Raw genomic sequence first — 24656 nt, 5'->3', positions numbered from 1 at the left:
TCGTTCCGATGGAGCGCCGGGCAGGCCTTGCACCTGCATTTCCCCGCAGGAAGCGGGGCGTCTTTCCTTGGACCACCAACGCAGAGGTCGTTCACCGTTTTTTCTCTCCGGTGACCGGCTCAAGATCAATGTTACCCCATTTCCGGAGCCCCGTTGACCAGGAAGAGCCGCGAAGCGGTCAGGCGACGTCCTCGACCTTCAGTTCCGGTCCGACGACCAGGGTGACGACGCCGGCGGTGGCCGAACCGTCCGCCGTGGCCCGCAGGTTGGGCAGCCGGGACGCGAGGACGGCCGCCTTGCCCTCGAGACCCGACGGACAGGTGACGGTCGTCCTGGCCACCGTCCCGGGGGCGTTGCCCGTGCCGGTGACGGTGTAGCCGGCCTGCTTCAGCTTCTCCGCGACGGCCGCCGCGCGCCCCGGGACGCCGGTGCCGTTCAGCACCTGGACCCGCACGCTGGAGGCGTACACCACGTTCTTCCTCGACGCGTCCAACTGCGCCTTGGTGACCTCCTTGTCCTTGGCCAGGGAGGTGAACAGGTCGGCGGCCTGCGGGTACTGCCACACGACGTTGGCCTTGTCGGTGGGCTGGTCGGCGACGCGCCCGTAGTTGGGCACGGTGAGGAAGCTCAGACGGTCGCTCGGGATGCCCTTGAGCTCGTCCGCGAGCCCGTACAGCGGCTTGATGCCCGCCATGTCGGGGTCGGTGGTGAGGGACTTGGTGACCGACTGGAGGAAGCCGTACATGGCGTCGGGGCTCGTGAGCTTGGACTTGGCCTTCTTGGCCAGCGCGTCCATGAACTCCTGCTGGCGCCCGATGCGTCCGATGTCGGAGCCGTCGCCCACGCTGTAGCGGGTGCGGACGTATCCCAGCGCCTTCTCGCCCTTGACGGTCTGGCACCCCGCCTCCAGGTCCAGATGGGCCTTCTCGTCGTGGATGGCCTGCTTCGGGCAGACCTCGATGCCCTCCAGCGCGTCGACCATGCCCTTGAAGCCGGAGAAGTCCACCGTCATGAAGTGGTCGATGCGCAGACCGGTGTTGGCCTCGACGGTCTTGATGGTGCACGCGGCGGCCTCGCCGACCTTGCCGTTGCTGCCGCCGATCGCGAAGGCCTCGTTGATCTTGAAGTGGTGCGGGGAGGACGCCGTGCCGTCGCCCTTCTCGCACCCGGGTATCTCCACCCACGAGTCACGCGGGAAGGACACGACCGACGCCCACTTACGGTCGGCCGGAATGTGCAGCACCATCAGCGTGTCGGACTGCATGGTGGTCAGGTCCTTGCCGTACTTGGCGTTGGCGCCGTCACGGCTGTCGGACCCGACGACCATGATGTTCTTCGAGCCGGGGCTGAGGTTCTGCGGCCGGTCGCCGCCCAGCTTGTCGTCCACCTCGGCGGAGGTGATGTTGTCGTTGAGGTCGTACCAGATCCACGCGGCGGTCCCGCCGACCCCGAGGAGGACGACGGCGCTCACCCCCGCGCCCCAGGCGACGACGCGCCCGCGCCGGGTCAGCCGCGTCCCGCCGGCCCGTCCCGCCGCACCGCTCCCCCGCACCGGCACCTGCCCACGCCTTCTCGTTCCGCTCACCGGCGCTCGCCCCTCCGCCTAGGCCGTTTCCACCCCGTACACCGTGCTCGGATCGCCGGCGTCGGTCACCGCCGGACACCGGAACCCCGCACACACGCAGGAATACGTCCGAGAAGGCGCTGTCGCCTCAGAAGACCCCCGACTTCACACTTTCGGTTGCCTCGACCGCCCGTCCTTCGGCACCGGGCACGTGTGACCGTCGTCCGGCAGGCCCAGCGAGCGCGGCGTCGGCTCACCGTCCTCGGGGCGGCAGCGGAGCGGGCCGCCTCAGCCCGACAGTGCCTCGCCTAAGCGACCGGGGAACTGCGCGGTGCCGGATGTTCCAGGTGGACGACGACCGCGGAGTGGAAACGCTGTACGGCGTCGTCCACGCTGCGAATGAATCCGGACTCGGCATTGCCGCGACCGCTGCCCATGCCCTTGAAGAGGGTGAGCCGGAAGCCGGTGATCCTCGCCCCGTTCTTCGGCAACAGATCGGCCGGTTCCGGGCGGAGCCGCTCCAAGGTGCCGCGGGGGCCGCCGAGACCGTCTTCGACCAGGGTCTCCACATGCAGGTCCGCCGGAGCCTCCGCGAGCCGCCGGACGAGCCGTTTGACCCAGGTCAGCGGATATCCCTGATCGGGCGCGGGGATCTCGACGGACGTGCGCAGCCTGCCGGTGCGCAGATCGGCCCCAACCGCGAGCACCCCGGGCGTCCCCTCGATCCGAAGCTCCGCCTGCAGCTTTCCCCCGTCGCACAGGTCGTCGGCCATCCGCGCCCGGCGCGCCCCCGGATCGTCGCCGCGCCGAGCGCGCTGCACGGGCAGCACCTTCTGTCCGAGCTCGCCGCCGAGCCCGAGACAGACCTGCCGCACGAGCCGCTCCCAGCTTTCGACGACCTCCAGGGCGCGGGCGTCACCCCGGCACAGGGTCTCGTCGTCGATGCCCCTGCGCACGGGTACCCAGGCCGCGCCCATGTTCTGGAAGCCGTGGCAGCCGGAGTTGTCGTGCTGGAGGTAGTGCAGCAGTTCCTGGAGCAGCCAGGCGTGCGCGCTGTTGCCGACACCCTCGTGCCGAATGAGCAGCTGGGCGTGGTGGGCCACCTCGGCCCAGGACAGGTGACGGAGGGCCGCCTTGTGCTTGCGTCGGCCGTCTGTCTTGACGTCGACCAGTGGACTGCCCTCGAGCGCCACGTCGTTGGAGATCGTGATCACGGCCTCGTAGCCGCGCCGGGCGGCGATGTCCATGTAGGCCTGCACCTGCTCGGGCCTCAGGGGGTTGCCGTTGGTCTTCGTCTCGACCAACGCGGTCCACAGCTTGCCCGCTCGCTCGACGCGGATGACCCCGTCCGGTCGGCGCGGGGTGTCGCCGTGCGGCAGCGACACCTCGGTGAACGTCTCCATCCGACCCGCGGGAGCCCCGAACGCCGCGGTGAGCCGCCGCCCGAACTCAGGAACCTGCGCCATCACCGACAGCAGCACGGAGGTGGCCCGCGTCTCGCGGTCCCGGTCGCTCTTCAGCGCGGAGACCGGGAAGAGGCGGGCGCCCTTCCATGACTCGTTCTCCGCGAGCGACTTCTTCGCCGTCTTCGGGAGGGTGATCTTCTTCTTCGCGGTGCGGGGGCGCGCCGCGGCCTTGCCCGCGCCCGGGTCGTCGCCGGCGGGACGCGGGGCAGGCACGGCCGCGATGGAGTCGGGCGGGAGGGAGTCGTTCGGGTGCGGGTCGGCAGTGCGTGGGTCGTAATCGACGGCACGGGCGGTCGGCTCCGAGGAGCCCGCGGTCGTGGAACCTGGACCTTCGCCGAGGTCGGCGGGAGCTGCCCCGTCACCGCCGAGCCCACCGGCCTCGTCGGCATCCTCCGCGGAGAGGTCGGCTGCGTCGTCTTCGATGTCGACCCCGAAGTCGGACGCAAGACCCGCCAGACCGGCTTCATAGCCCTGGCCAACCGCCCGGAACTTCCAGTCCTCCGCACGCCGGTACAGCTCGCCGAAGATGAACGCGCTCACCGGCCCGGCGTCGTCGACGGCGAACCGCAGCAGTTCGTCCCCGTCGCCGTCGGCCAACGTGACTCGAAGAGCATCCAGTTCGTCGAAGCGGGCGCCCTCGTACCGGCTGGCGGCGACGACGATCCGCTCGACGTCGGCCGGTATGGCCGTCAGGTCGAACCCGATGCGGTCCTCACTGCCCTCGCCCGAGGGTGCCTTGCCCAGCAGCTGCACACTGCCGTCCGGGGCGACCGGGTGGTTGTAGAAGAAGAAGTCGGCGTCACTGCGCACCTTGCCGTCGGCGTTCAGCAGCAGCACCGAGACGTCCGCGTCGCCTTCCCCGGTCGGACTGGCCCATCCCAGGCTGACGACCACCGCGTCCGTGTTCTCGCTCAGCGCCGCCAGCCCCACGTTGGCACCTTTGACCATCTCGTGCACAAGCCCCCCTCACGGCCGCGCTCATGTGACGCGCACCACATGTGATACGCGGTCAGACTCTAATACCGGAAGGCCGGATCACGGGACGATCCTGCGGAAACGGCGCACGGCGGCGGCCGTGAGGACCGTCGCCGTGCGGGCTGGGCGGGGTGAGGTGGCGCCGTGCGGGCTGGGCGGGGTGAGGTGGTGCCGGGGGCGTCGGCTCAGAGGCCGTAGCGGGGTTTGAGGTGGCGCCAGAAGTCACGGAACATCCACTTGTCGAACTCGGTGATCTGGGTGGCGCTGCCGGCGTTCATGACGAAGCAGCACTGGCCGGTAGGGGTCCAGTCGTAGAAGTCGTCGAGGCCGAAGGTGTGGCCGACCTCATGCAGGTAGATATGGATGTTCTCCTGGTTGAGGGCCGAGGTGAAGTACTCCTGCCCGACGCGCTGGCCCCAGTCGCCGCCTGCGCCGCCCCCGAAGCCCTTGGTGAGCCAGAGGGACTGGTCGTAGTGGCGGGAGGTGCCACCGGGGCATCTGGAGTAGTTGGCGTCCTGGTGGAAGAACCGGCCGCAGTCGGGGGCGCACTGTGGGGCGCCGGCGCCGTCGAGTTGGTTGGTGTAGACGTCGACGGAGTTGTCCGTCCACTGGAGGGTGGAGCGGTTCTTCACCGCCCAGCCGACGATGTTGACCGGGACGGTGGTGTAGGGCCAGTTGTCGTATCCCCGGCCGTTCTCCACCTGTACGGCCATCCACTTGGCGAACTGTTTCCTCAGGGCCGCGTGGATCCGGTCGCGCAGGGCCGCGCTGACGGGTGCGTCGGACTCCCAGCGGACGCAGTAGTTGATGCTGCCGCGGTTGGCCATGACCTGGTCCCAGCCGTAGTTGCGGAAGCCGTAGAGGTCGGGGTAGGTCGTCGAGACATGGTTCCAGACCTCGTTGAGCGGCTGGACCAGGTTGGCGGGCGGGTTCCACTCGTTCGCGGCTTCGGCTCGCGGCGCGGCGAAGCCGGTGGCGTGGAGGAGGAAGGCGGAGAGCGCCGCCAAGACGGTCAGCAGTCTCGCGAAGGGACGTGGACGTGCTGGATGCCTGCGCATGGTGAACTCCTCGTGTGGGGTACGGGATTCACGTGCTGTGCGGTGCGATCGGTGACGTCGGTGCCATGGTGCGCTGTGCTCGGAGCGACGTTCAGTCGGCCGTTCCGGCCGGCCGTTGCTTCGTGGGTTGCCGCCGGGGGTGGAAAGGTTGCCCGGGAAGGGGGTCCCGTCCGGGTGATTCCGGGGCGAGTACGGGATGGGGAGCGGGCGGGGGCGTCATCCTTTGCCGGTGTTCCGCTCTCCACGCGCCCTCCGTGTCCTGAGCACGCTGCTCGCCGCCCTCGTGCTGCTGACCGGGCCCGCGTGCGTGCCCGTAGGGCGGGGGACCGGGGCGGCGACCGGGGCGTTCGGGGCGTACGTCGGGTACGACGACGCCGGGGTGCGGCGGATCGCCCGACTGGACGAGTGGCTGGGCGTCGCCACGCCCCGGGTCGGGCACGCGTATCTGCCGGGGGACCGGTGGAGCAACATCGAGGGGGCGCCCGGCTACCTGGAGTACTGGGCGCGGTGGCGGCAGGAGCGCTCCGACCGGATGTTCGTGCTCAACGTGCCGATGCTGGAGGGGACCGAGGACCACGTGTCCGACGCCGCCGTGCGGGAGGAACTGCGCCAGGGGGCGCGCGGCGACTACGACGGCCACTTCCGGGCGCTGGCCCGGCGGCTCGTCGGGCTCGGGCTGCCGGACACGGTGCTGGTGGTGGGCTGGGAGATGAACGGGACCACGTACACCCATCGGTGCGGGCCCGATCCGCAGGCCTGGAAGCGGTACTGGGTCAGGATCGTGGAGGCCGTGCGATCGGTGCCGGGCGGGCGGGGGTTCCGGTTCGAGTTCACGCCCAGCCGGGGACGGGACGCCGTCCCCTGGACCGCGTGCTATCCGGGTGACGCGCACGTCGACGTCGTCGGCATGGACGCCTACGACCAGCCCGCCGGCATGTCCTTCGCGGAGCAGGTCGCCGAGCCCTACGGCCTGGCCGCGCACGTCCGGTTCGCGCGGGCGCACGGCAAGCCGGTGTCGTATCCCGAGTGGGGGCTGTTCCGCAATGGTGACGACCCGGAGTACATGCGCGGCATGCTCGACTGGTTCGCCGAACACCGGCCGCTGTACCAGACCATCAGCGACTACTGTCCGCACGGCGTGTGGCGGTGCGCCGACAACCCCCGTTCCTCGGCCGTCTACCGCTCCCTGGTGGGCGCGGGGGCGGGACCGGGGGCGGCGGGGCCGTTCGGCTGAACCTCGGGCGCTCGTCCGGCCGGGTGCCGCCCCCGGACGCACCACCGGTCCGATGATCCCGAAATGGGACGAGAACATCATGCGCGCTTCCCGCGGACGCGGGCGCGCCTCAGCGCCGCGACCGGGGCCGCCCTCCTCGCCCTCCTCGCTTTCCTGCTGACGGCGCTCGCCGCCCCGCCCGCCGCGGCGGGGGGCGACGGACACCGCCACCGGGCCGTCCGTGCCGTCCGCACGCACGAGAAGGCGCGCGAGCGGGTCGACAGGCTGCGCGAGGCCGACGCCCGCCCCGCTGCCGTCGAACAGGCCGAAGAGCGCCGGAAGGCCGTCCGCGCCGACCTGTGGGACCTGCTGTGGGCGGGAGCCAGGGAATCCGGCGACCCCGTCGCCGTCGACCCGTCCGGGCGCGCGGGCCACTGTCCGTTCGGGAAGCGCAGCCGCCCGCCCGAGCGGCGCCCCTCCGCCTGGACGGCCCCGACCCGCCGCTACTGGCTCTCCGCCGGCTACGCCGCGAAGGGCTCCCGCTGGGCCCACCGCCACACCGGCCAGGACTTCGCGGTGGACTCGGGCACCCCCGTGTACGCCGTCGGCTCCGGCGTCGTACGCGTCACCACCTGCGGGGACGGCTTCGGCAACCAGGTCCTGGTGCGCCACCGGGACGGCTACTTCACGCAGTACGCCCACCTGTCCCGCATCGACGTGCGCCGGGGCCAGCGGGTGGTGGCCGGCCAGCGCCTCGGACTGTCCGGCAGGTCGGGCAACGTCACCGGCCCGCATCTGCATTTCGAGGTGCGGATCACCCCGTACCTGGGGTCCCAGGTGCCGCCCCTGCCGTGGCTGCGCCGCAAGGACGTGCAGGTGTCCGGAGCGTCGGCGCTCCGCTGACCCCGGACACTAGGGCGTGTTCGGGCGGTAGGAGGCCAGGGCCCAGATGACGAAGACGTCGATGGCGATCTGGATGACCGCCCAGACCGGTGCGTACGGCAGGAACAGGAACTGCAGGATCAGGCTCAGCGACGCCAGCACGATGCCGCTGATCCGGGCCCACTCCGCCTTCTCCACACCCATCAGCAGCCCCCAGCCGGTCGCCGTGGCCACGATGCCCACGATCAGCAGGACCCAGCCCCAGCCGGTGAGGTTCATCTCGTAGACGTAACTGCCGACCCGGGAGTAGACGTCGTCCTCGGCGATCGCGGCGATGCCCTGGAAGATGGCGAGGACACCGCTGACGAACATCAGCACGCCGCCGAAGACGACCCCGCCGGCGGCCAGTCCGCTGCCGGCCGGGGGCGAGGCCCAGGCCGGCGTGCCGGTGCCCTGGTGGGACGGGTCCCACACCGGGGACCCGTGCGACGACGGCTGGGAGTGCGGCTGGTCGCTCATGGGGATACCCCGTCTCTGTCTCGGCGACTGTCACTCGACCATCCGTCCGGGTGGGGGCCGCCACCACGGGGGGTGCGCCGTTCGGGTGGGCCGGCATGCGGGCGGGACGGTCCGCGCCTTCACTGGAGATTCGGAGATTCCGAGGGCATGGGTCCCCGGCCGACCCGCGACCCGACCCGGACCGACCCGACCCGGACCGGCCCGACCGGTGAACGACCCGCGGCGGACCCGCGAGCGATCTGGAGGCGTGATGGCAGCGAACCGCAGAAGCCGGACGAGGGAGCCCCGTCCGGCGGCGGTGCGGGGCGTGACCCTGCTGACGGGGCTCACCGCGCTTGCCGCACTCACCGCGCTCACCGGCTGCTCGGGGGACGACAGCCCGTCCTCCGTGGCCAGCAAGGCGGCCTCCGCCGCGCAGTCGGTGGGCGCTCAGGCCACCGCCGCCGCCTCCTCGCTCGCCTCGGAAGCCTCGGAGGCCTTCTCGTCGGCGACCGCGGAGGTGGGCCGCAAGCTCGACGGCATCGAGGGCGGCGTGGACGCCAAGGACGACGTGAAGCTCGGCACGCCGACCGCCGACGGCGACCGCAGCGCGGTCGAGGTGACCGTCGAGAACAGCGCCGACTCGACGAAGTCCTTCGCCGTCGAGGTGGACTTCAAGGACTCCGGCGGCAAACTGCTCGACTCCGTGCTCGTCACCGTCACCGACGTCCCGGCCGGCGAGAGCGCCAAGGCCATCGCCCGCAGCCACCGCGCACTCTCCGGCGAGGTGAAGGCGGAGGCGGCCCGGGCGGTGCGGTACTGACGCGGTCCGGGGAGACGTCCGCTCCGCCCTGGCCGCGCCGTCGCCCCGCCCGCGCCGTCGCCCCGGCGGCTCTCGCCTCCTCGGCGGGTAAACGCCTCAGGCCATCCAGAAGAAGACGGCCGTCATGCGCTTCTCCTCGAGCGTGGTGCCGGAGTAACCGGTCGCGCTGTGCACGAGGTTGGCGTTGTAGAGGAGCAGACGGTTGTACCGGTGCGGTACCCGTACGTCCTCCTCGAAGGCGTCCGGCGCGACGAACCGGGTACCGAGGGCCTCGACGAGGTTGTTGTGCGGGGCCTGGACGACGTTGCCGCCGAGCCGCCCGCCCGGCAGTGACTGCCGGTAGAAACTGGTGCCGCAGTCCTTGGGGACGGCCGGGTTGAGATACAGCACCGCCGCGTACCGGCACAGTGCCCGCGAGTCGGAGTGCGGGCGCGGAGCGCTCTCCCCCTCGCCGACGACCTGGACGCAGTTGTGGTTGAGGGTGCCGCCGCCGGGCGCCTGCTGCACCCACAGTTTCCGCGCCCCCGTCGCCCCGCGCACCAACCGCTCCACCCGGTCGAGTTCACCGGGTTCGAGACCGGGCATGGTGCGCAGTCCGGGCCAGCTCTCGGAGGTGTACGGATGGCCCTCGACCCAGTCGTCCCTGGCGAGGCAGCGCGCGCGGATCGCGGCGGCGTCGGGCTCGGGGAAGACGTCGTCGATCACCCAGTAGTCCCGGCCCCTCGTGGGTTTGCGGTAGGGGAGGACCGGGAGCGTGGCGGCAGCCCTGACGGGCCGATGGGGCCGCTGTGGCATGAACATGCGGCGAATCTAGGTCGGAGGATCCTCATGACTCGCCCTCCCGTTCGTCCGGACTCCGCCGTGAAGCGGTCAACGTTTCACCCGGGCGGTCAACGGTTCGCCAACTGCCCATGGGGCGCTGCCTGTCGGCGCCACCCCGCCTCCGGAAGTCCGACGCCCCAGCCCTCGCCCTCACCGCCCTCGGTCTCCGCCGCGGCCCGCGCCTTTCGCTCGCCTTCTTCACGTCATGCACACATCGACCCCGGAATTGTGGCGTCCGTCACAGCAGGGTGGGGCTGTGAGTGCTGAAGTGACCGAATGATCGGTCTCGTCATCCGCGTCCTCCCGTTCTGGGTGCGCGAACCCCTGCTCGTCGCCTTCGGCGTCCTCTTCAGCGGCTTCCTCTTCTACGCGGCCGTCCGGGACAGCGAGTGGAAGATGGCCGCCATCGGCGCGGCCGTCGTCGTCTTCACCGCGATCCGCGTGCACACCATCAACCGCGCCCTCCAGGACCGCCGCCAGGCGAAGGCCATGGACGGTGCGAAGCACGTCCAGCACGCGGAGGGCGTCTAGGAAATCCGGGACGTCCGCGGCACCCGGGGCGTCCGGGCACCCGGTCGCGTCCGGGGCGTCCCGGTCACGCTCCCGCGGCCGGTCCGCAACGCACCGCGACCTCGTCGCCCACCGCTATCCTCCCCGGCCGCCGGACCTGGAAGTAGGCGCCGAAGGCGATGCCGCGGGCGTCCGCCCGGCGGTAGTCCGCCAGGGTGCGCAGAGGTTCCGGACCGGCCCGGCGGCCGGTGCGCTGGTCGACCATGGTGATGGCGCAGCGGATCGTCTCCTCGGTGAAGGCCAGTTCCGTGCCGGCGACGCCGAGGCGGGCGGCGCGGTCCTCGGTGTGGGGGTCGTCCCAGCCGTCCACGACGAGGTTGGGGCGGAAGCGGTTCATCGGGAGGGGGGCGGCTCCCCGGGCGGCGAGGCGGCGGTTCAGGGCGTCCAGACTGGCGCGCGACACGACGTGCAGACGGTGGGCGTTGCCCGCCGGCGGCCGCACGAGGGTGCTCGGGACGCCCAGGAACTCCGTGAGCCAGGCGTGCACGTCCGGGCTGTCGGCCCGCACCGGGTCCCGGCCGGGGGCGCGCAGCGTCACCTCGCCGTCGCTCGGCTCCGGGGAGATCAGCGCCATCCGGGGGTCTCCCCACTGCCAGCGCAGCTCGCCCTTCTCGTCGGCGATCGCGTAGGCGCGGTCGTGCGGCAGACCGGTCGACGTCAGCGTCGCCTCGGTGAGCGTCGTCCCCGCGCAACCTTTCACGGGGTAGTACGTGATCTCCGTCAGCTGTGCGGTGCTCGTCCCCATGGCCGTCATGTCCCCCGTGTCCCGAGTCCCGTGTTCCGTCGTGTCCCGTGTCCCGCCGTTTCCTGCGTGTCCCGCGTGTCCTGCGTCCCCGTGGCCCGTGGCCCGCGGCCCGCATTCCCCCGCCCGTCGCGTCTCAGTCCGTCACCAGTGCCAGGACGAAACCGTCGTACCCCTTCTCGCCCACCGTCTGCACCGCCGTGGCCGTCAACTTCGGGTGCTGCGAGATCAGTTCGGTGAAGGTGCGGACACCCTGGACACGCGGGTCGGTGCTCGCCGCGTCCGTCACCGCGCCCTCGCGCACCACGTTGTCGCCGACGATGACGCTGCCGGGCCGGGTCAGCCGCAGCGCCCACTCCAGGTAGAGCGGGTTGGACGGCTTGTCCGCGTCGATGAAGACCAGGTCGAACCCCTCGTCGCCGAGCTCCGCCGCGAGGAGCGGCAGCGTGTCCGACGCCTTGCCCACCCGCAGGTCCACCACGCCCTCGTACCCCGCCCTCGCGATGTTCGCCGCCGCCGTCTCCGCGTGCCGTTCGTCCGACTCCAGCGTCACCAGACGGCCGCCCTCGGGCAGGGCGCGGGCGAGCCAGAGGGTGCTGTAGCCGCCGAGGGTGCCGATCTCCAGGATGGTGCGGGCGCCCCGGAGGCGGGCGATCAGGTGCAGCAACTTGCCCTGGTTCGGCGCCACCTGATGGGGCGGCAGACCGGCCGCCACACTGCCCTCCCCGGCCGCGCGCAAGGCGTCGTCCTCCTCCACCAGCAGGTCGTTGAAGTAGGCGTCGACGGCGGTCCAGGTCTGCTGCACGGCAGGTCCCCTCTCGATCCAGTGAGTTCCTTGAGGGAACTTACTCGCTCCTCCCGTGCACCGTCCATCAACTTTCTGGCGGAGTGGATGAGTCCGAACGGCTCCGCGTACGTACTTCTTCTCGTCCGGGTCCCCACCGGGCGACGACACGACGGCGGATTCCCCGACGGGCAGGAGGAACGGTGGCACTTTCGCGCAACATGATGGGAACTATTTTCGTGGGGGGCGCCCTCACGCTGACCCTCAGCGCCCTCGCGTACCCGTCGATGCTCGGTCTGGACACCGTGTCGACCTCGGGTGACCGGATCATCGCCAACACGCAGTGGGGACCCCTGACCGAGGGCGACAGAGACTTCGTGGTGAAGGTCCGGGCCGCCGGTCTGTGGGAGTACCCGCTGGGTCAGCTCGGGCTGCAGAAGAGCCAGACCCCGGCCGTGCGCACCGCCAGCAACCACCTGATCGACGGTCACGGCGCACTGGACACCAGCTGCCGCAAGATCGCGCCGATGCTGAACATCCAGCTGCCCAACGTGGCCAGCCCGCAGCAGGAGGGCTTCGTCACCCAGCTGAAGGCGGAGAGCGGCAAGCAGTTCGACACGGACTTCGCCAACATCCTGCGCATGACGCACGGTTCGATCTTCAACACCATCGCCAAGATCCGGTCCACGACGAAGAACACGCTCGTCCGCGCCCTCGCCGACCAGGCCAACGACACCGTGCTGGACCACATCACGGTGATGGAGAAGACCGGTCTGGTCGACTTCGACACCACGCTGTTCAACCAGACCACGCCGCCCAAACTGCCCCAGTCGGACATGACTCCCCCGGTCCCGCCGGCCGGCCAGCCCATGGTCGTCCTCCCTCCGCCGCCGACCGCCACCTCCACGCCGCTGGACCTCAGCGGCGTCGTGAACGGGAACGGCAACGGGAACGGCAACGTCCAGCCCGGCACCAGCCAGTAACCGGGCCGCCGGGCCGCGCCGCCGGGGCGGCTACGCCAGCCAGACCGTCGTGTCCGGGCCCAGCCGTCCGTCGCCGGGCAGCGGCGTGCTGCTCAGCAGCACCTCGCCCGGCGGCAGCGGCACGGGCGCGTCCGACAGGTTGGCCACGCAGCGCCAGCCGTCGTGGCGGGTGAAGGACAGCACGCCCGGCGCGCTCTCCCGCGCCCAGCCGAGCTCCTCGCCTTCGAGCAGCTTGCGGCGCAGGCGCAGCGCCGTGCGGTAGAGCTCCAGGGTGGAACCCGTCACGCCGTCCTGCGCCTCCACCGAGTGACGCGCGAAGGACGGCGGCTGCGGCAGCCACGCCCCTGCCGTGCCGAAGCCGAACGACGGGCCCGTCGTCGTCCACGGCAACGGCACACGGCAGCCGTCGCGCCCCTTGCGGACCCGGCCGCTCTGCTCCCACACCGGGTCCTGGAGGACCTCCACGGGCAGGTCGGCCACCTCGGGCAGGCCCAGCTCCTCCCCCTGGTAGAGATACGACGATCCGGGGAGCGCCAGCATCAGCAGCGTCGCCGCCCGGGCCCGGCGCAGTCCCGCCCGCTCGTCGACGCGTGGGGCGCGGCCGCCGGACAGCAGCCAGGCGTCGTGGTCCGTGCCCGGCGAGAGCACGAGGCGGGAGGCGTGGCGCACGACGTCGTGGTTGGACAGCACCCAGGTGGCCGAGGCGCCGACGGCCCGGGCTGCGGCGAGGGAGTCCGTGACGACCGCGCGGATCTCCTCCGCGTCCCAGCCGGCCTGCAGATACTCGAAGTTGAACGCCTGGTCGAGTTCGTCGGGACGGGCGTACAGGGCACGGCGGTCGCCCGGGACCCACGCCTCGGCGACGGCCGTGCGGGGCGGGGTGTACGCGTCGAGGACGCGCCGCCAGTCGCGGTAGATCTCGTGGACCTCGTCGCGGTCGAAGAAGGGGTGGGTGCCCGGAGCCAGCCGGGCGAGGCCGGCGTCGCCGCTGAGTTCCGGCGCGCCCAGGTCTCGCAGGGGGTCGGCCAGGTCCTTGGCGAGGGCGTGGGCCACGTCGACGCGGAAGCCGTCGACGCCCCGGTCCGACCAGAAGCGCAGTGTGGTGCGGAAGTCCTCGCGGACCTCTTCGCGGTCCCAGTTCAGGTCGGGCTGCTCACGGGCGAACAGGTGGAGGTACCACTGACCGTCGGGGACGCGCTGCCATGCGCTGCCGCCGAACACGGACTGCCAGTCGGTGGGCGGCAGTTCGCCGCTCGGGCCGCGACCGTCGCGGAAGACGTAGCGGTCGCGGGCCGGGGCGCCGGGGCCGGCGGCCAGGGCCTCCCGGAACCAGGGGTGCCGGTGGGAGGTGTGGTTCGGCACGAGGTCGACGATCACCTTCAGGCCGAGCCGGTGGGCCTCGGCGGCGAGGGCGTCGAAGTCGGCCAGGGAGCCCAGGCGCGGGTCGACGTCCCGGTGGTCGGCGACGTCGTAACCGCCGTCGGCGAGCTCGGACGGATAGAACGGGGAGAGCCAGAGGGCGTCCACGCCGAGGGCGGCGAGATGGGGGAGCCGTCCGGTGACGCCCCGCAGGTCCCCGAGGCCGTCCCCGTCGGCGTCGGCGAAGCTGCGCGGATAGACCTGGTAGACGACGGCCTGACGCCACCAGTCGGGACGGTGGGGGGAGAAATCGGTCATGCACGCAAGTCTGTCCACTGTGCCCGAAAGGTGAACGTCGGACTCTTCGGAACAGATCATTCCGTAGATGGGGAACATGTGGTGGAAACTTGAACTCCCTGGGTTTTGACGCAGGTTGACAGGCATCCGACATGCACACGACGATGGGAACACGCTGTGGCCTCTGTGACACGTGTGGCCTTCGTGGCAGCCGTGACCGATGAGCCCGGCGACCTACTCCGCTGCTCTTCCCCGCTGTCCTTCATCTCCGCTGTTCTTCTGCTCCGCCACACTTCTGCTCTTCTGCTCCGCTGCTCTTCTGACGCCTTGGGCTGCTGCCGTCTCCTGATCCGACCGGTCAGCCCCGGCGACTCGCCAAGAACGGGATCCCTATGTCCATAGCGCGAACTGTCACCGTCCGCCGCCTGCTGGGGGCGGGCGCCGTTTCCCTCACCCTGTGCGCCGCCTCCGTCGCCGCCGCCTCCCTCGCCTTCGCGGACACCGGGACGCCCGGCGGCGACGGCTGGAAGTCCGGCGGCCACTACCGGCCGGGGACGGGCGCGGGCACCGAGACGCAGACCGACCGCTGCCAGTTCTCGCTCGACGGAACGCAGTTCTTCGACTCGGTGCGCGTCGACGACCAGAACCTCAAGCCGACCGAGGACGGCAAGATCCACGTCAAGGTCCGCGCCGCCGGCGACGCGACGACGTGCACCGCCTCCCTGGCCTCCTACCTCGCCCACGGCTCCAGCTTCGGCACCTCCGGTGAGCAGGTCTTCGTCGACTTCGACACCGTGACGGTCAAGCCCGGCCAGACCGAGAGCCTCGACGTCGCCGTGCCCGACGCGGGCTGCTTCGCCCAGATCGACCTCTACCGGGGCGCGGTCAAGTTCGACGGCAAGCTCGACGCGAAGGACGGCCTCGTCCACGGCGACCTGCCGAAGGGCCCGAACCGTCCGGTCATCAAGGACAAGTTGATCGCGGCCTGGAACGGCGGCACGAAGGACTGCACGGTCACCGAGCAGCCGCCGCCGGTCACCCCGCCGGTCACCCCGCCGGTCACCCCGCCGTCGGGCAGTGCGTCCGGCACGCCTTCCGGCACGCCGTCGACCCCGTCCGTGAGCGACGTCCCGCCGCCCTCCGACAGCGGCTCGCCGACCCCGTCCGCCTCCGAGTCGACCACCGCGCCCGCCCCGACGCCCAACGGCGGCGGCGGCGACCTCGCGGAGACCGGCGCGAGCAGCGACACGCCCCTGATCGCGGGCGGCGCGGCCGCACTGCTGGCGGGCGGCGCGGCGATCGTCGTCGCCACCCGGCGCCGCAAGGCCACGCGCGCCTGACACGGAGGCCTACGCCGGTCCTGAGCCGGCGTAGGCCTCCAGGTCGCGCCGTCCGTGTCCCGCGACTGGACCGTGGCAGGCCGCCACCACACCGGACACGCGGGTGCGGGCGTCGGCGTGAGCCGAGTGCCGGAATCGGCGACGGCGTCGGTGACCGTGACGGTGACGGACGGTGAAAGCCCCGGCGCCGGAATCGACCCGCGCCGGGTGACCGCACGGCCGTACCGGGTGGCCGGACGGCCGTCGCGCTGCCCTAGACGCCCTCCACCGCGGTCAGCCACAGCTTCACGTACCGCTCCACGTCCACCTCCAACGCCACGTCCACAAGGGGCTGTTCGCGCGCACCCTCGTGGATCTCGGACTCGCCGGGGCGCGGCCTGCGGTCGACGACCGTCTGGCCTCGGGCGGGGCCGGGGGCGAGGGAGACCTCCACCGGGAGGAGCTCGGTGGTCAGGCCCGCCGGGTCGGCCACCGCGCAGAGCGCGCCCGCGTCGCCCAGGCCCCCGGTGGGCGTGGGGTCGCCGGAGCTCGCCGGGTCCCGGTGCGCGAGCAGTGCGCCCGCGAGCTTCAGACGCGGCTCCGGGCTCGCCCGCAGCCGCGCCACGTCCGCCGCCGGGACCAGGACCCGCTGGAAGACGTCCAGGCCGTACATCGTGATCGGCACGCCCGCGGTCAGCAGGATCGCCGCGGCCTCCGGGTCGTGCCACACGTTGAACTCCGCGACCGGGGTGGCGTTCCCCGTGGTCACCGCACCGCCCATGAACACGATCCGCTCGATGTTGCGGGTCACCTCCGGGTGGGTGCGCAGCAGCAGGGCGATGTTCGTCAGCGGCGCGGTGGGGACGAGGGTCACCGGGCGCGGGGAGGCCAGGATCTCCCGGCGCAGCAGGGTCACCGCGTCCACCTCGACCGGACGGCGGGTGGGGGCGGGCAGGCCCAGGTCGCCCATGCCGTCCTGGCCATGCACGTGTGACGCCGTACGGACGGGCTCGATCAGCGGCCGCTCGGCGCCCCGGGCGACCGGGATGTCCCCCGCGCCCGCGTGCTCCAGCACGGTCAGCGTGTTGCGGACCACCCCGTCCACGTCGGTGTTCCCGGCCACACAGGTCACCGCCCGCAGGTCCAGGCCGGGATGGCGTACGGCGAACAGCAGGGCGAGGGCGTCGTCGACGCCGGTGTCGCAGTCGATGATCACGGGAATGGGCTGCTCGGACAGTTCACTCGGCCCGTTCGGCCCGTTCCCCCTGCTCGGCCCGTTCGCCTCGTTCGCCCTGCTCGGCCCGTTCGCCTCGCTCGGCTTGTTCGCCTCGGTCACCAGGGACTCCTTCCGCACCACGGTCGTCCACCACGACCCTATGCGGGAGCGCTCACTCCCACAGGGCGGTACCGCGCGCCGCCGCCCGCTCGACGATCCGCCCGACCAGGTCGCCGACGGGCAGCTCACCGGGCCGGCGGCCGTCGCGCAGCCGCAGGGCGGCCCGCTCCGCGCGGGCCTCCCGCTCCCCGATCACCGCCTGGTACGGCGCGAGCCGCGCCGCCCGCACCCGCGCGCCCAGGCTGCCCTGCTCGGGACCCGCGAGTTCCGCCCGCAACCCGGCGGCCGACGCCCGGCCCACCAGCTCCGCCGCCGCCTCCCGCTGCGCCTGCGACACCGGCAGCACGACCAGCTGCACCGGCGCCAGCCAGACCGGGAACGCCCCGCCGTGCTCCTCGATCAGGTGGGCGACGACCCGTTCCACACTGCCGACGACGCTGCGGTGCACCATCACCGGGCGGTGCCTCGCCCCGTCGGCGCCGACGTAGTGGAGGTCGAACCGTTCGGGCTGGTGGAAGTCGATCTGCACGGTGGAGAGGGTCGCCTCGCGGCCGGCGCGGTCGGTGATCTGCACGTCGATCTTCGGGCCGTAGAAGGCGGCCTCGCCCTCCGCTTCCTCGTAGGCCACGCCGGCGCCGGCCAGGACCTCCCTGAGCAGCGCGGTGGCCCGCCGCCACAGCTCCGGGTCAGCCACGTACTTGCCGCCCTCGCCGGGCAGCGACAGCCGGTGACGGGAGGCGCGGATGCCCAGGTCGGCGTAGGCGCGGGCGATCAGGCCGAGCGCCGCGCGGGCCTCGTCGACCGCCTGCTCCAGGGTGCAGAACACATGCGCGTCGTTGAGCTGGATGGCCCGCACACGGGTCAGCCCGCCCAGCACCCCGGACGGCTCCGAGCGATACATGCCGCCCAACTCGGCGATACGCAAAGGTAGTTCACGGTAGCTACGGGAACGCGAGCGGTAGATGAGCGCATGGTGCGGACAGAGGCTGGGCCGTAGGACGACCTCCTCGGCGCCCAGCTCCATCGGCGGGAACATGTCCTCGCTGTAGTGCGCCCAGTGACCGGAGATCTCGTACAGCTCTCGTTTGCCGAGGACCGGCGAGTACACATGTCGGTAGCCGGCGGCCCGTTCGGTCTCCCGGACGTACTCCTCCAGGGTGTGCCGGACGATCGCCCCGTCCGGCAGCCAGTACGGCAGGCCGGCCCCGATCAGGGGGTCGGTGTCGAACAGGCCGAGCGCGCGGCCGAGACGGCGGTGGTCCCGGTCCTGACCCGGGTCGGGGCTCTCGCCGTCCCTTTCCGGACCGTGCCCGGGGTCGGGGCGGTGCCCAAAGGCGTGACCGGTGTCGGGGTGGTGGCCGCGGTCGGGGCGGTGGCCGGGGGCGGAGTGGTGGTCGTTCATGGGGGCTCCCTCGCTCGGGGCGGGGCGAGGAACCGGGAACGCGAAAGCCCCGGGGCACTCACCCCGGGGCTTCGGACATCCAGTCGTGTTTCAGCGCGCCGGGACGGTCTCCGGCGTCGTCGTGAGGGACGGCTGGGCGCGCTTCATGCCGGCCACGGTAACAACGGCGGATCACGGCACGCCATCCCTTTTCCCACCGCCGCCCACCCGCCCGCACCAACGCCGGTAACCCGTACGGACCGCCGCGCTGGTCACCCCGCTGCACCGATGCTGACGTGGGAGAAAGCACCCCGGCTCGCCCGGCGCGGGCGCCGTCGCCGGCCCCGGCGCCCGCGCCCACCCCTGGAGGCACCCCCGATGACCCGCCCTCCTCTCCTGGCCTCCACGCTCCTCCTCACCGCCGTCACCGCCCTCACCTCGGGCTGCGCCACCCTCGGCCTGGAGCATCCGCCGACCGCCGCTCCGGCCACCCCCACCGTCGAGCGGTCGTCGGCGAAGCCGTCCGCGCCGGCCGCCTCGAAGGGACTGACCAAGGCTCAGGCGCAGGCCGCCCTCATCACCGATCGGGACCTCGGCGCGCCCTGGACCCCGACCCGCGGCGCCGCGACCTGGCGGGACGGGATGCTCAAGGTGACGGCGTCGCCCGCCGACTGCCAGCGGCTCCTCGACGACCTCTACGCCGACGAGCTGCTCGGCGGACCGGTCCGCGCGGTCGTCGCGCTCGACGATCCGGACTCCGGCGCCCAGCTCCGCTACCAGCTCACCGGCAGCCGCCCGACGGACGTGGACCACAGCCTGGCCCGGCTGAGGACGCTGCCGCAGACGTGCGCCCGGTTCACCGCCAAGGCGGCCGACGACGCCGTGCTGGACGTGCAGGTCTCCGAGCTGCCCCTGCCGGAGGTGGGCGACGTGCGGCAGGGCCTGCGGGTCACGCTGACGCGCTGGGCGGGCGCAGGCGAGAACGCCGGGGAGAGCGCCGGCGGCGACCCGACGGTGCTCACCCTGGACGTCGCCGCCGTACGGGCCGGTGAGGACGCCTTCGCCCTCACCAACGGCGGTCTCGACGACGCCCCCAACGCCGCGACCCAGGCGGCCGTACAGCTGGGCGTACGCCGGCTGGAGGACGTCAGGAAGCAGGGGCAGGTGCGGATCTGACCAGGGCGGGGAGCAAGCGGGACCATGCGGGAGCAGCCGGATCGCGCGGGGGACCGGACTCCAAGCCGGGCCGGGAGCGGGCTGCGAGGAAGCGTGGAGCAGGCGGGCGGCAAGCCGGGAGTGGGCGGGAGCGAAGCTGCCGGCAGGCCGGAAGCAAGCAGGGAGCAGGGCGCAGAAAGCTGGGAGCAGGGAGCAGGGAGCAAACAGAGAAGAGCGGGCTGCGAGCCGGGTGGGGCGCGATGGGCGCTCCGGGGCGGTGATCCGCTCAGAAGTCCGGGTCGTCGTCGAACCGGGTGCGGTGCTCGACCACGTCGTGCGCGAGTTCCAGCACCGTGCGGTCCCCCGCGAAGGCGTGCCCCCGCAGGAGCGCCAGCGCCTCGTCCGCGGGGACGCCGAGCTGGGCCATCAGCATGCCGACGGCCTGGTACACCTCGCCGTGGTCGGTGGCCAGCGGGCTGAGCCAGAGGCCCTCGTCGCCGCCCGGGCCGGCCTGCTCGTCCCGGGGCAGCGCCAGCAGCGCCGCCGTCACGACGTCGGCCACCACCCGGGCGGTGCGCACCTCCCCGACGGCGAGCTCGCCGGGAACGTCACGGTAGAGGTCGAGCGTGCCCACGCACACCGCGCGGTCGCCCAGCGGCAGCGCGTACACCGACCGGACCCCGGCGGCCGCCGCCTGCTGCGCGAACACCGGCCAGCGGCCTGCGTCCCGCCTCGAGGTCAGGTCGGGAGCGACCACCACGACTCCGGTCTCGGCGGCCTCCAGACCGGGCCCGTCCCCCAGCGTGACCTCCATCTCCAGCACGTACGCCGCGCTCTCCCCACTCGCTCCCAGCGGCACCGGCATCCCCTCGCCGCGCAGCGACACGCTCGCGCCGCTCACCGGCAGCAGCTTCAGCACGGCGTCGCACAGCCGCTGCGGTACGTCCTGGGCGTCGGCGTCGCTCGTCTCCCGGGCGACGACGCCGACGATCCGGTCCCACTCCTGGTCGGTCACGCCGTCACCTCCGTCCGCCGGGCCGCCCGCCCGGCCGGCCGTCCGCCCGGCACGTGCTCCGCCCGCCGAGTACCCCGGGCACACTGCGAAAACTCGGAGCCGCGGGGCCGACCGGCGGGGGAGCCGGGAGGCGGCAGGGCGGGAGGACCAAGAAGCTGAAGGACCAGGAAGCGGGAGAACCAGGAAGCGGGGGCAGGAAGCGGGCGGGCGAGGAGGCGAGCGGGCGAGGAGCTACAGGGGTGGCTGTGCCGGGGCGGGGCCCAGCGTCGTCGTCCCGGGCGACGTGCGGTGGCCGAGGCCCGTGCGGTACGCGTCGAGGGCCGCCTCCACCCGCCCCGTGCGGCGCAGCAGGTCCCCCAGCATCCGGCACAGGTCGGCGAGGTCGCCTGCCGCACCCGCGCGCTCCAGCAGGCCGAGCGCGCGCACATAGTGCTCCTCGGCCGCCTCCGTGTCCCGGACGTCCTCGGCGATGATGCCGAGGAGGCGGTGGGCGCCGGCCGCGTGCACGGCGCCACGCTCGGGGGAGAGGTCGTCGAGGACCTCCCTCAGCAGCGCGGCGGCCTCCTCCGACCTGCCACGGCGGTGCAGCACGTCGGCCAGCTCGACGGCGACCTGACTGCGGTGGAGGGCGGCGCGCTGCGCCGGGAGCATGGCCTGGGCCTGCCTCAACTCGCCCTCGGCGCGCTCCAGTTCACCGTTCTGGGCATGGACGTGGCCGCGCATCCAGTGACAGCCGGCGAGTTCGGTGCGCAGTTGGAGCCGGCGGTACAGCTCGGCGGCCTTGGCCAGCGAGGCGTCGGCCTCCGCGAGACGCCCCTCGGCGAGCAGCGTACGGGCCACCGACCGGTGCATCCGGGCGACCAGCGCGGGGTCGGCGACCTGCGGCGCGAGCGCCAGGGCGAACTCGGCCGCCTGCGCCGCACGGGCCGCCGCCCCCATGTCCATGTACGGGCCGATGACCGAGGCATAGAGGAGCAGGAGAGCGTCAGGGTCGTGCAGTCCGCCCCGGTTGAGCTCGTCGAGGGTGGACTCCAGCAGGTAGACGGCGTACCGCAGTTCGCCGGCGAGGTAGTGGGCGACGGCGCGGCCGCGCAGGGCGGGGACGCGCGCGGGCAGCGAGGCGCCGGCGAGACAGCGCTCGGCCCGCTCGAAGAAGTCGCGGGCCGCGTCCAGGTCCCCGGTGTCGATCCCGCACTCGCCGAGCCCGAGCAGCGCGGCGGCCTGCTCCTCGTCCAGCCCGTGCTGCTCGGCCTCCGTGAGCAGCGCGCGGTACCGCCGCGCCGCCTCCTCGGCCTCCCCGGTGGCCAGCGCGTGCTGGGCCTCGGTGAGCCGCAGCCGCAGATCGGTGACGAGGCGTGCGGGCCGGCCGGTCGCCAGTTCCTCGAAGTCGACGCCGAGCCGCCCGGCGAGGTGCTTCAGCGCCTCGTCGGAGGGCCGCACCCGGCCCGCCTCCAGCGTGGAGACATAAGCGGGGGTGTAGGTAGGCTCGGCCAGCTGGCGCTGGGTCAGTCCCCGCTCGACGCGCAACCGTTGCACCCGGCGTCCGACGACCTCCGGTTCGTCCCGCTCCACCACTCCCGGCTCCCCCGAGCGCCTTTGCGCCTCTTGCCGTCGGAGCATCCCAGCCCCTAGGTTAAACAGCGAGTTAAGCACGCTTAACCGCGTGCTGACGTGAGTATCGCAGTCGCCGACGTTGCGAGGTAGCCGTGTCCGGAACTCCCTCCGCGCACCCTTCGGCACGCCCCTCCGCACGCCCCTCCGCGCCCTATGCGAGAGCCCTCGCGGCCGCACTGCTGACCGTCACCGCCCTGGTCGCCGCCGCCAACGCGGGCCCGGCCGCCACCACCGACACGGCTCCGTCCCCGTCGACGGCCCAGCAGGACGCGGCCGACCACCGCTGACACCGGGGCCGGGCGAGAAGCGGTTCACCCAGGGGTCGTCTGCAGCTGCCGCAACTGTCGCTGGACGTGGTCCAGCGCACCCTCACGCCGGCCCGGGACCCGGGCCCGCAACTCCGCGATCGCCCGCCCCAGCGCCCGGGCCCGCGCCACGTCGGGGATCCGCCCCCACTGGTGGTGCGCCCGGTCGGCCGCCGCCTCCACGGCGGGCGCGTCGGCCGACTGCCCGGCTTCCAGCCGGGCGAAGGCGACCGTCATCCAGGTACGGCAGCTGCGCTCGGCGTCCCCCGCGAACATCGCCAGGTCCGCGCGCACCTCGGCCCAGTGCAACGCCTCCTCGGACCCGGACCCGTACGACGCGGCGGCTGCGTGCTCCAGCCCCGCGGCGAGAACGTCCGCGTCGGCGTGCCGTCCGGACCGGACGGCGGTGGAGATGGCGGCGTGCGGATCGAGGTCGCGCCTCTCCCGCCCACCCCGGGACTGCCCCTCCCCACCGGGCACCGGGGAGGGCATCCGGGGGCGGGGGGTCGCGGGGGACACGGTCGCTGGGGCTGTGGGCACCCGGAGCTCGACGTGCGCGGCGGGGACGGGGGGTACGGCCTGCGGTGCGGCGGCCTGCGGTGCAGGGGCGACGGCGGCGGGCACCACGGACACGTGTGACCCGGCGTGAACAGAGCGGACGGGCTCGGGCACGACGGAGGCGGAGGCAGTGGGCACAGCCGAGTCGGCGGGCGCGGCGGACGCGGAAGCGGCGGGCACCGGGTGTGCCGCCGGTCCGGCCGAGGCGGTGGCTACAGCCGAGTCGGCGGGCGTGCCGGAGACGGGCGCGGCAGAGCCGACGGGCAGCCCCGGGGTGCCCGGCGCGACCGAGCCGACCGGCGCGACCGAGCCCACCGGAACGACAGGCACGGCGGGGGCGACAGGCACGGCGGAGCCCGCCAGGGCGACCGAGCCCACCGGCGCGGCGGGGACGACGGAACCAGCCGGTACGCGGGGGACTGCGGGAACACCGGGGGCTGCGGGGACAGCAGTGGCCGGCGGCGCGACGAAGGACGTGGGCCGGACCCCGCTCTCCGGGGCGACCGGCGCGACCGGGCCCCCTGGCACGACCGGGCCCCCTGGGACCGGGGCTACCGGGGCTACCGGGGCTACCGGGGAGGCTGAACCCGAGAGCACCAGGTCGCCGACCTCACCGTCCCCGGCGATCCGGGTCAGCGCCGCCTGGTGCAGCCGTTCGATCGCCGGACGGCCCCCGCTGCGCAGTATCGTCGCCACCGCCTTCATGTACGTCGGCGCGGCGACCTCCCGCCGGCCCGGTGGCGGCCCGATCCGTCCGTAGACGGCGGTGGCGGGCCCGCAGTCCAGCGGGTTGGCGCGCAGCCACTGCCAGGTTTCCGGGTCCGCGCGGAGATCGAGCACGGCCGTCGTGGACCCGGCCGCCCGCAGCCGCAGCTCCTCCCGGAACCAGTGCCAGGGGAACCCGGTGTAGCGCACGGTGGAGGGCGTCGTCCGGGCGAGCGCCAGATGCGGCAGCCGCTGCCGCCGGTCGAGCTGCAGCTGCCCCGCCACGAACAGGGTCAGCGGGCCCGGTGCGGCCGCGGCGGCCCGCAGCCGGGTGAGCACGGCCTGCGGCTCCAGCGGATCGGCGAGTTCGACGACGTTCGCGGTGTCGGCGCCGGCCAGCACGGGAGGCGGCACGGCCGCCAGCACGGGGAGCACGGAGGCCGCGTCGACCAGACACCCCTTGCCCCTGGGCGAGGCCGCGAGCAGCAGCACGGTTCCGGGCATGGTCCCCTCCCGCATGTCCCCTCCCCTGTCGATCACGTACCTCAGCACCGTAACCGCTGCTGCTGCGAAGGGGGGCCTCAGGACTGCAAACCTCCCCATACGGGGCCTTCGTCGCCCGCCGCGGACCGGCAGGCCCGGCCCGGCACGGGAGCCGGCCTGCAGTCCGGCGCGCCGGTCCGGCGCACGGCCCGGCGCACGTACTCCGTGCACCCGACTTGCCACCGCTCCCGGCCAGGTGTGCCCTGGAAGGCAGGGGCGAGGAGAGAGGAGTCCTCTCATGGCTCATGCGGCACCCGCGTCAGGCGTACGGACCCGGTCGGCACCGACCCGCACACCCGACGTATTCAGCGAACGGACCCACCGGGCCGCGGAATGGACGACAGCCGTGGGACTGGGTCTCGTCTACGGCTACTGGGTCGCGGCCAACAACCGCGCCGGAGGCCCCATCACCGGCTGGAACCTCCTGCTCGGCTTCGTGAGCGCGTTCGCGTTCGCGGCGCTCTGGACGGGGGTGCACGCCGTCGCCCCGCGGTTGCGGCGCGAACTGCACGCCCTGCTGTGGGCGGTGTTCGCCGGCTGCGCCTTCGGCTTCCTGTACAGCGAGACCGGCGCGAGTGTGCTGCGGTCGACCGGCTGGGCGCTGGCGGTGGCGGCGTCCACCTTCGCGGCGCTGTTCTTCCGCTTCTACACGCGCGAGGACGTGGACGGAAACCGCATCCGCTAGGAGG

At 72.9% G+C, this 24656-nt stretch carries 22 protein-coding genes; 9 read left to right on the top strand and 13 right to left on the bottom strand.

The features are described 5' to 3' along the window. Positions 1 to 178: 178 nt before the first annotated feature. From C6376_RS10245 to C6376_RS10235, 3 genes are all read right to left on the bottom strand, one after another. Positions 179 to 1471, bottom strand: coding sequence for an LCP family protein (locus tag C6376_RS10245; RefSeq protein WP_254076358.1), 1293 nt, complete (start codon positions 1469 to 1471; stop codon positions 179 to 181). A 401-nt stretch (positions 1472 to 1872) separates the two neighbouring features. Next, on the bottom strand, positions 1873 to 3978 hold the full coding sequence (locus tag C6376_RS10240; RefSeq protein WP_173985876.1) for a TerD family protein: 2106 nt from the start codon (positions 3976 to 3978) through the stop codon (positions 1873 to 1875). Between the two features lie 212 nt (positions 3979 to 4190). After that, the gene (locus tag C6376_RS10235; protein WP_173985617.1) at positions 4191 to 5063 is read right to left on the bottom strand and encodes a hypothetical protein; all 873 of its coding nucleotides are present in this window, start codon (positions 5061 to 5063) and stop codon (positions 4191 to 4193) included. Between the two features lie 286 nt (positions 5064 to 5349). Here C6376_RS10235 and C6376_RS10230 point away from each other — a divergent pair, with 286 nt between their 5' ends. Together C6376_RS10230 and C6376_RS10225 are read left to right on the top strand one after the other, a co-directional pair. Beyond that, on the top strand, positions 5350 to 6297 hold the full coding sequence (locus C6376_RS10230) for a glycoside hydrolase family 26 protein (protein ID WP_254076357.1): 948 nt from the start codon (positions 5350 to 5352) through the stop codon (positions 6295 to 6297). 63 nt (positions 6298 to 6360) lie between these two features. Next, positions 6361 to 7179, top strand: coding sequence for a M23 family metallopeptidase (locus C6376_RS10225; protein WP_107443139.1), 819 nt, complete (start codon positions 6361 to 6363; stop codon positions 7177 to 7179). Positions 7180 to 7188: 9 nt separating this feature from the next. On the opposite strand, the gene C6376_RS10220 is transcribed toward C6376_RS10225, so the two are convergent. Beyond that, the gene (locus C6376_RS10220; protein WP_107443138.1) at positions 7189 to 7677 is read right to left on the bottom strand and encodes a hypothetical protein; all 489 of its coding nucleotides are present in this window, start codon (positions 7675 to 7677) and stop codon (positions 7189 to 7191) included. Positions 7678 to 7984: 307 nt separating this feature from the next. Between C6376_RS10220 and C6376_RS10215 the strand changes: the two genes are divergently transcribed. Further along, positions 7985 to 8479, top strand: coding sequence for a hypothetical protein (locus C6376_RS10215; RefSeq protein WP_254075894.1), 495 nt, complete (start codon positions 7985 to 7987; stop codon positions 8477 to 8479). A gap of 96 nt (positions 8480 to 8575) precedes the next feature. Here the strand turns inward: C6376_RS10215 and C6376_RS10210 are convergent, their stop codons facing one another. Then, positions 8576 to 9280 carry a DUF6445 family protein gene (locus C6376_RS10210; protein ID WP_173985616.1) on the bottom strand — a complete coding sequence of 235 codons (705 nt, stop codon included), beginning with the start codon at positions 9278 to 9280 and terminating at the stop codon, positions 8576 to 8578. 297 nt (positions 9281 to 9577) lie between these two features. On the opposite strand from C6376_RS10210, the gene C6376_RS10205 reads away from it, so the two are divergent. Next, entirely contained in the window at positions 9578 to 9832 is a 255-nt protein-coding gene (locus C6376_RS10205; protein WP_107443136.1) for a hypothetical protein, read from the top strand. A gap of 64 nt (positions 9833 to 9896) precedes the next feature. Here C6376_RS10205 and C6376_RS10200 read toward each other — a convergent pair whose 3' ends face one another. Both C6376_RS10200 and C6376_RS10195 read right to left on the bottom strand, forming a co-directional pair. Continuing rightward, positions 9897 to 10616 carry an MOSC domain-containing protein gene (locus tag C6376_RS10200; protein WP_254075893.1) on the bottom strand — a complete coding sequence of 240 codons (720 nt, stop codon included), beginning with the start codon at positions 10614 to 10616 and terminating at the stop codon, positions 9897 to 9899. Between the two features lie 133 nt (positions 10617 to 10749). Then, complete coding sequence (locus C6376_RS10195; protein ID WP_107443134.1) at positions 10750 to 11418, bottom strand: O-methyltransferase; 669 nt, start codon at positions 11416 to 11418, stop codon at positions 10750 to 10752. Between the two features lie 203 nt (positions 11419 to 11621). On the opposite strand from C6376_RS10195, the gene C6376_RS10190 reads away from it, so the two are divergent. Beyond that, on the top strand, positions 11622 to 12380 hold the full coding sequence (locus C6376_RS10190) for a DUF4142 domain-containing protein (RefSeq protein ID WP_173985875.1): 759 nt from the start codon (positions 11622 to 11624) through the stop codon (positions 12378 to 12380). Between the two features lie 30 nt (positions 12381 to 12410). Here C6376_RS10190 and C6376_RS10185 read toward each other — a convergent pair whose 3' ends face one another. Then, positions 12411 to 14057: a glycoside hydrolase family 13 protein gene (locus C6376_RS10185; RefSeq protein ID WP_107443132.1), complete on the bottom strand. Its 1647-nt coding sequence runs from the start codon at positions 14055 to 14057 to the stop codon at positions 12411 to 12413. Positions 14058 to 14428: 371 nt separating this feature from the next. Here C6376_RS10185 and C6376_RS10180 point away from each other — a divergent pair, with 371 nt between their 5' ends. After that, the gene (locus tag C6376_RS10180; RefSeq protein WP_107443131.1) at positions 14429 to 15376 is read left to right on the top strand and encodes an LAETG motif-containing sortase-dependent surface protein; all 948 of its coding nucleotides are present in this window, start codon (positions 14429 to 14431) and stop codon (positions 15374 to 15376) included. 253 nt (positions 15377 to 15629) lie between these two features. On the opposite strand, the gene C6376_RS10175 is transcribed toward C6376_RS10180, so the two are convergent. Both C6376_RS10175 and thrS read right to left on the bottom strand, forming a co-directional pair. Further along, complete coding sequence (locus C6376_RS10175) at positions 15630 to 16592, bottom strand: nucleoside hydrolase (RefSeq protein ID WP_107448873.1); 963 nt, start codon at positions 16590 to 16592, stop codon at positions 15630 to 15632. Between the two features lie 151 nt (positions 16593 to 16743). Then, on the bottom strand, positions 16744 to 18093 hold the full coding sequence (gene thrS / locus C6376_RS10170) for a threonine--tRNA ligase (RefSeq protein ID WP_107443130.1): 1350 nt from the start codon (positions 18091 to 18093) through the stop codon (positions 16744 to 16746). A gap of 357 nt (positions 18094 to 18450) precedes the next feature. On the opposite strand from thrS, the gene C6376_RS10165 reads away from it, so the two are divergent. Further along, positions 18451 to 19248: a hypothetical protein gene (locus C6376_RS10165; RefSeq protein ID WP_107443129.1), complete on the top strand. Its 798-nt coding sequence runs from the start codon at positions 18451 to 18453 to the stop codon at positions 19246 to 19248. A 265-nt stretch (positions 19249 to 19513) separates the two neighbouring features. Here C6376_RS10165 and C6376_RS10160 read toward each other — a convergent pair whose 3' ends face one another. Beyond that, on the bottom strand, positions 19514 to 20242 hold the full coding sequence (locus C6376_RS10160) for a GAF and ANTAR domain-containing protein (protein WP_107443128.1): 729 nt from the start codon (positions 20240 to 20242) through the stop codon (positions 19514 to 19516). 231 nt (positions 20243 to 20473) lie between these two features. Then, positions 20474 to 21817 carry a helix-turn-helix transcriptional regulator gene (locus C6376_RS10155; RefSeq protein WP_107443127.1) on the bottom strand — a complete coding sequence of 448 codons (1344 nt, stop codon included), beginning with the start codon at positions 21815 to 21817 and terminating at the stop codon, positions 20474 to 20476. Between the two features lie 131 nt (positions 21818 to 21948). Between C6376_RS10155 and C6376_RS10150 the strand changes: the two genes are divergently transcribed. Beyond that, a complete protein-coding gene (locus tag C6376_RS10150) occupies positions 21949 to 22143 on the top strand; it encodes a hypothetical protein (protein WP_107443126.1) in 195 nt (64 codons plus the stop codon). A 24-nt stretch (positions 22144 to 22167) separates the two neighbouring features. Here the strand turns inward: C6376_RS10150 and C6376_RS46365 are convergent, their stop codons facing one another. Next, positions 22168 to 23928 (bottom strand): hypothetical protein, encoded by a 1761-nt coding sequence (locus C6376_RS46365; protein WP_107448872.1) that lies wholly within the window; start codon positions 23926 to 23928, stop codon positions 22168 to 22170. A gap of 277 nt (positions 23929 to 24205) precedes the next feature. Between C6376_RS46365 and C6376_RS10140 the strand changes: the two genes are divergently transcribed. Continuing rightward, positions 24206 to 24652 (top strand): hypothetical protein, encoded by a 447-nt coding sequence (locus tag C6376_RS10140; RefSeq protein WP_107443125.1) that lies wholly within the window; start codon positions 24206 to 24208, stop codon positions 24650 to 24652. The last annotated feature ends 4 nt before the right edge of the window (positions 24653 to 24656 follow it).

Origin of the sequence: Streptomyces sp. P3, from assembly GCF_003032475.1 — a bacterium.
Classification (GTDB): Bacteria; Actinomycetota; Actinomycetes; order Streptomycetales; family Streptomycetaceae; genus Streptomyces.
The sequence above is the reverse complement of the archived record's forward strand: the minus strand, read 5'-3'. Positions and strand labels throughout refer to the sequence as shown.

Excerpts from the sequence above, each read along its gene's own strand:
- C6376_RS46365 (WP_107448872.1), bottom strand. The coding sequence starts at position 23,928 with ATGCCCGGAACCGTGCTGCTGCTCGCGGCCTCGCCCAGGGGCAAGGGG.
- C6376_RS10140 (WP_107443125.1), top strand. The coding sequence starts at position 24,206 with ATGGCTCATGCGGCACCCGCGTCAGGCGTACGGACCCGGTCGGCACCG.
- C6376_RS10165 (WP_107443129.1), top strand. The coding sequence starts at position 18,451 with ATGACCCGCCCTCCTCTCCTGGCCTCCACGCTCCTCCTCACCGCCGTC.
- thrS (WP_107443130.1), bottom strand. The coding sequence starts at position 18,093 with ATGAACGACCACCACTCCGCCCCCGGCCACCGCCCCGACCGCGGCCAC.
- C6376_RS10210 (WP_173985616.1), bottom strand. The coding sequence starts at position 9,280 with ATGTTCATGCCACAGCGGCCCCATCGGCCCGTCAGGGCTGCCGCCACG.
- C6376_RS10220 (WP_107443138.1), bottom strand. The coding sequence starts at position 7,677 with ATGAGCGACCAGCCGCACTCCCAGCCGTCGTCGCACGGGTCCCCGGTG.
- C6376_RS10235 (WP_173985617.1), bottom strand. The coding sequence starts at position 5,063 with ATGCGCAGGCATCCAGCACGTCCACGTCCCTTCGCGAGACTGCTGACC.
- C6376_RS10205 (WP_107443136.1), top strand. The coding sequence starts at position 9,578 with ATGATCGGTCTCGTCATCCGCGTCCTCCCGTTCTGGGTGCGCGAACCC.
- C6376_RS10180 (WP_107443131.1), top strand. The coding sequence starts at position 14,429 with ATGTCCATAGCGCGAACTGTCACCGTCCGCCGCCTGCTGGGGGCGGGC.
- C6376_RS10185 (WP_107443132.1), bottom strand. The coding sequence starts at position 14,057 with ATGACCGATTTCTCCCCCCACCGTCCCGACTGGTGGCGTCAGGCCGTC.
- C6376_RS10225 (WP_107443139.1), top strand. The coding sequence starts at position 6,361 with ATGGGACGAGAACATCATGCGCGCTTCCCGCGGACGCGGGCGCGCCTC.
- C6376_RS10190 (WP_173985875.1), top strand. The coding sequence starts at position 11,622 with ATGGGAACTATTTTCGTGGGGGGCGCCCTCACGCTGACCCTCAGCGCC.
- C6376_RS10240 (WP_173985876.1), bottom strand. The coding sequence starts at position 3,978 with ATGGTCAAAGGTGCCAACGTGGGGCTGGCGGCGCTGAGCGAGAACACG.
- C6376_RS10200 (WP_254075893.1), bottom strand. The coding sequence starts at position 10,616 with ATGGGGACGAGCACCGCACAGCTGACGGAGATCACGTACTACCCCGTG.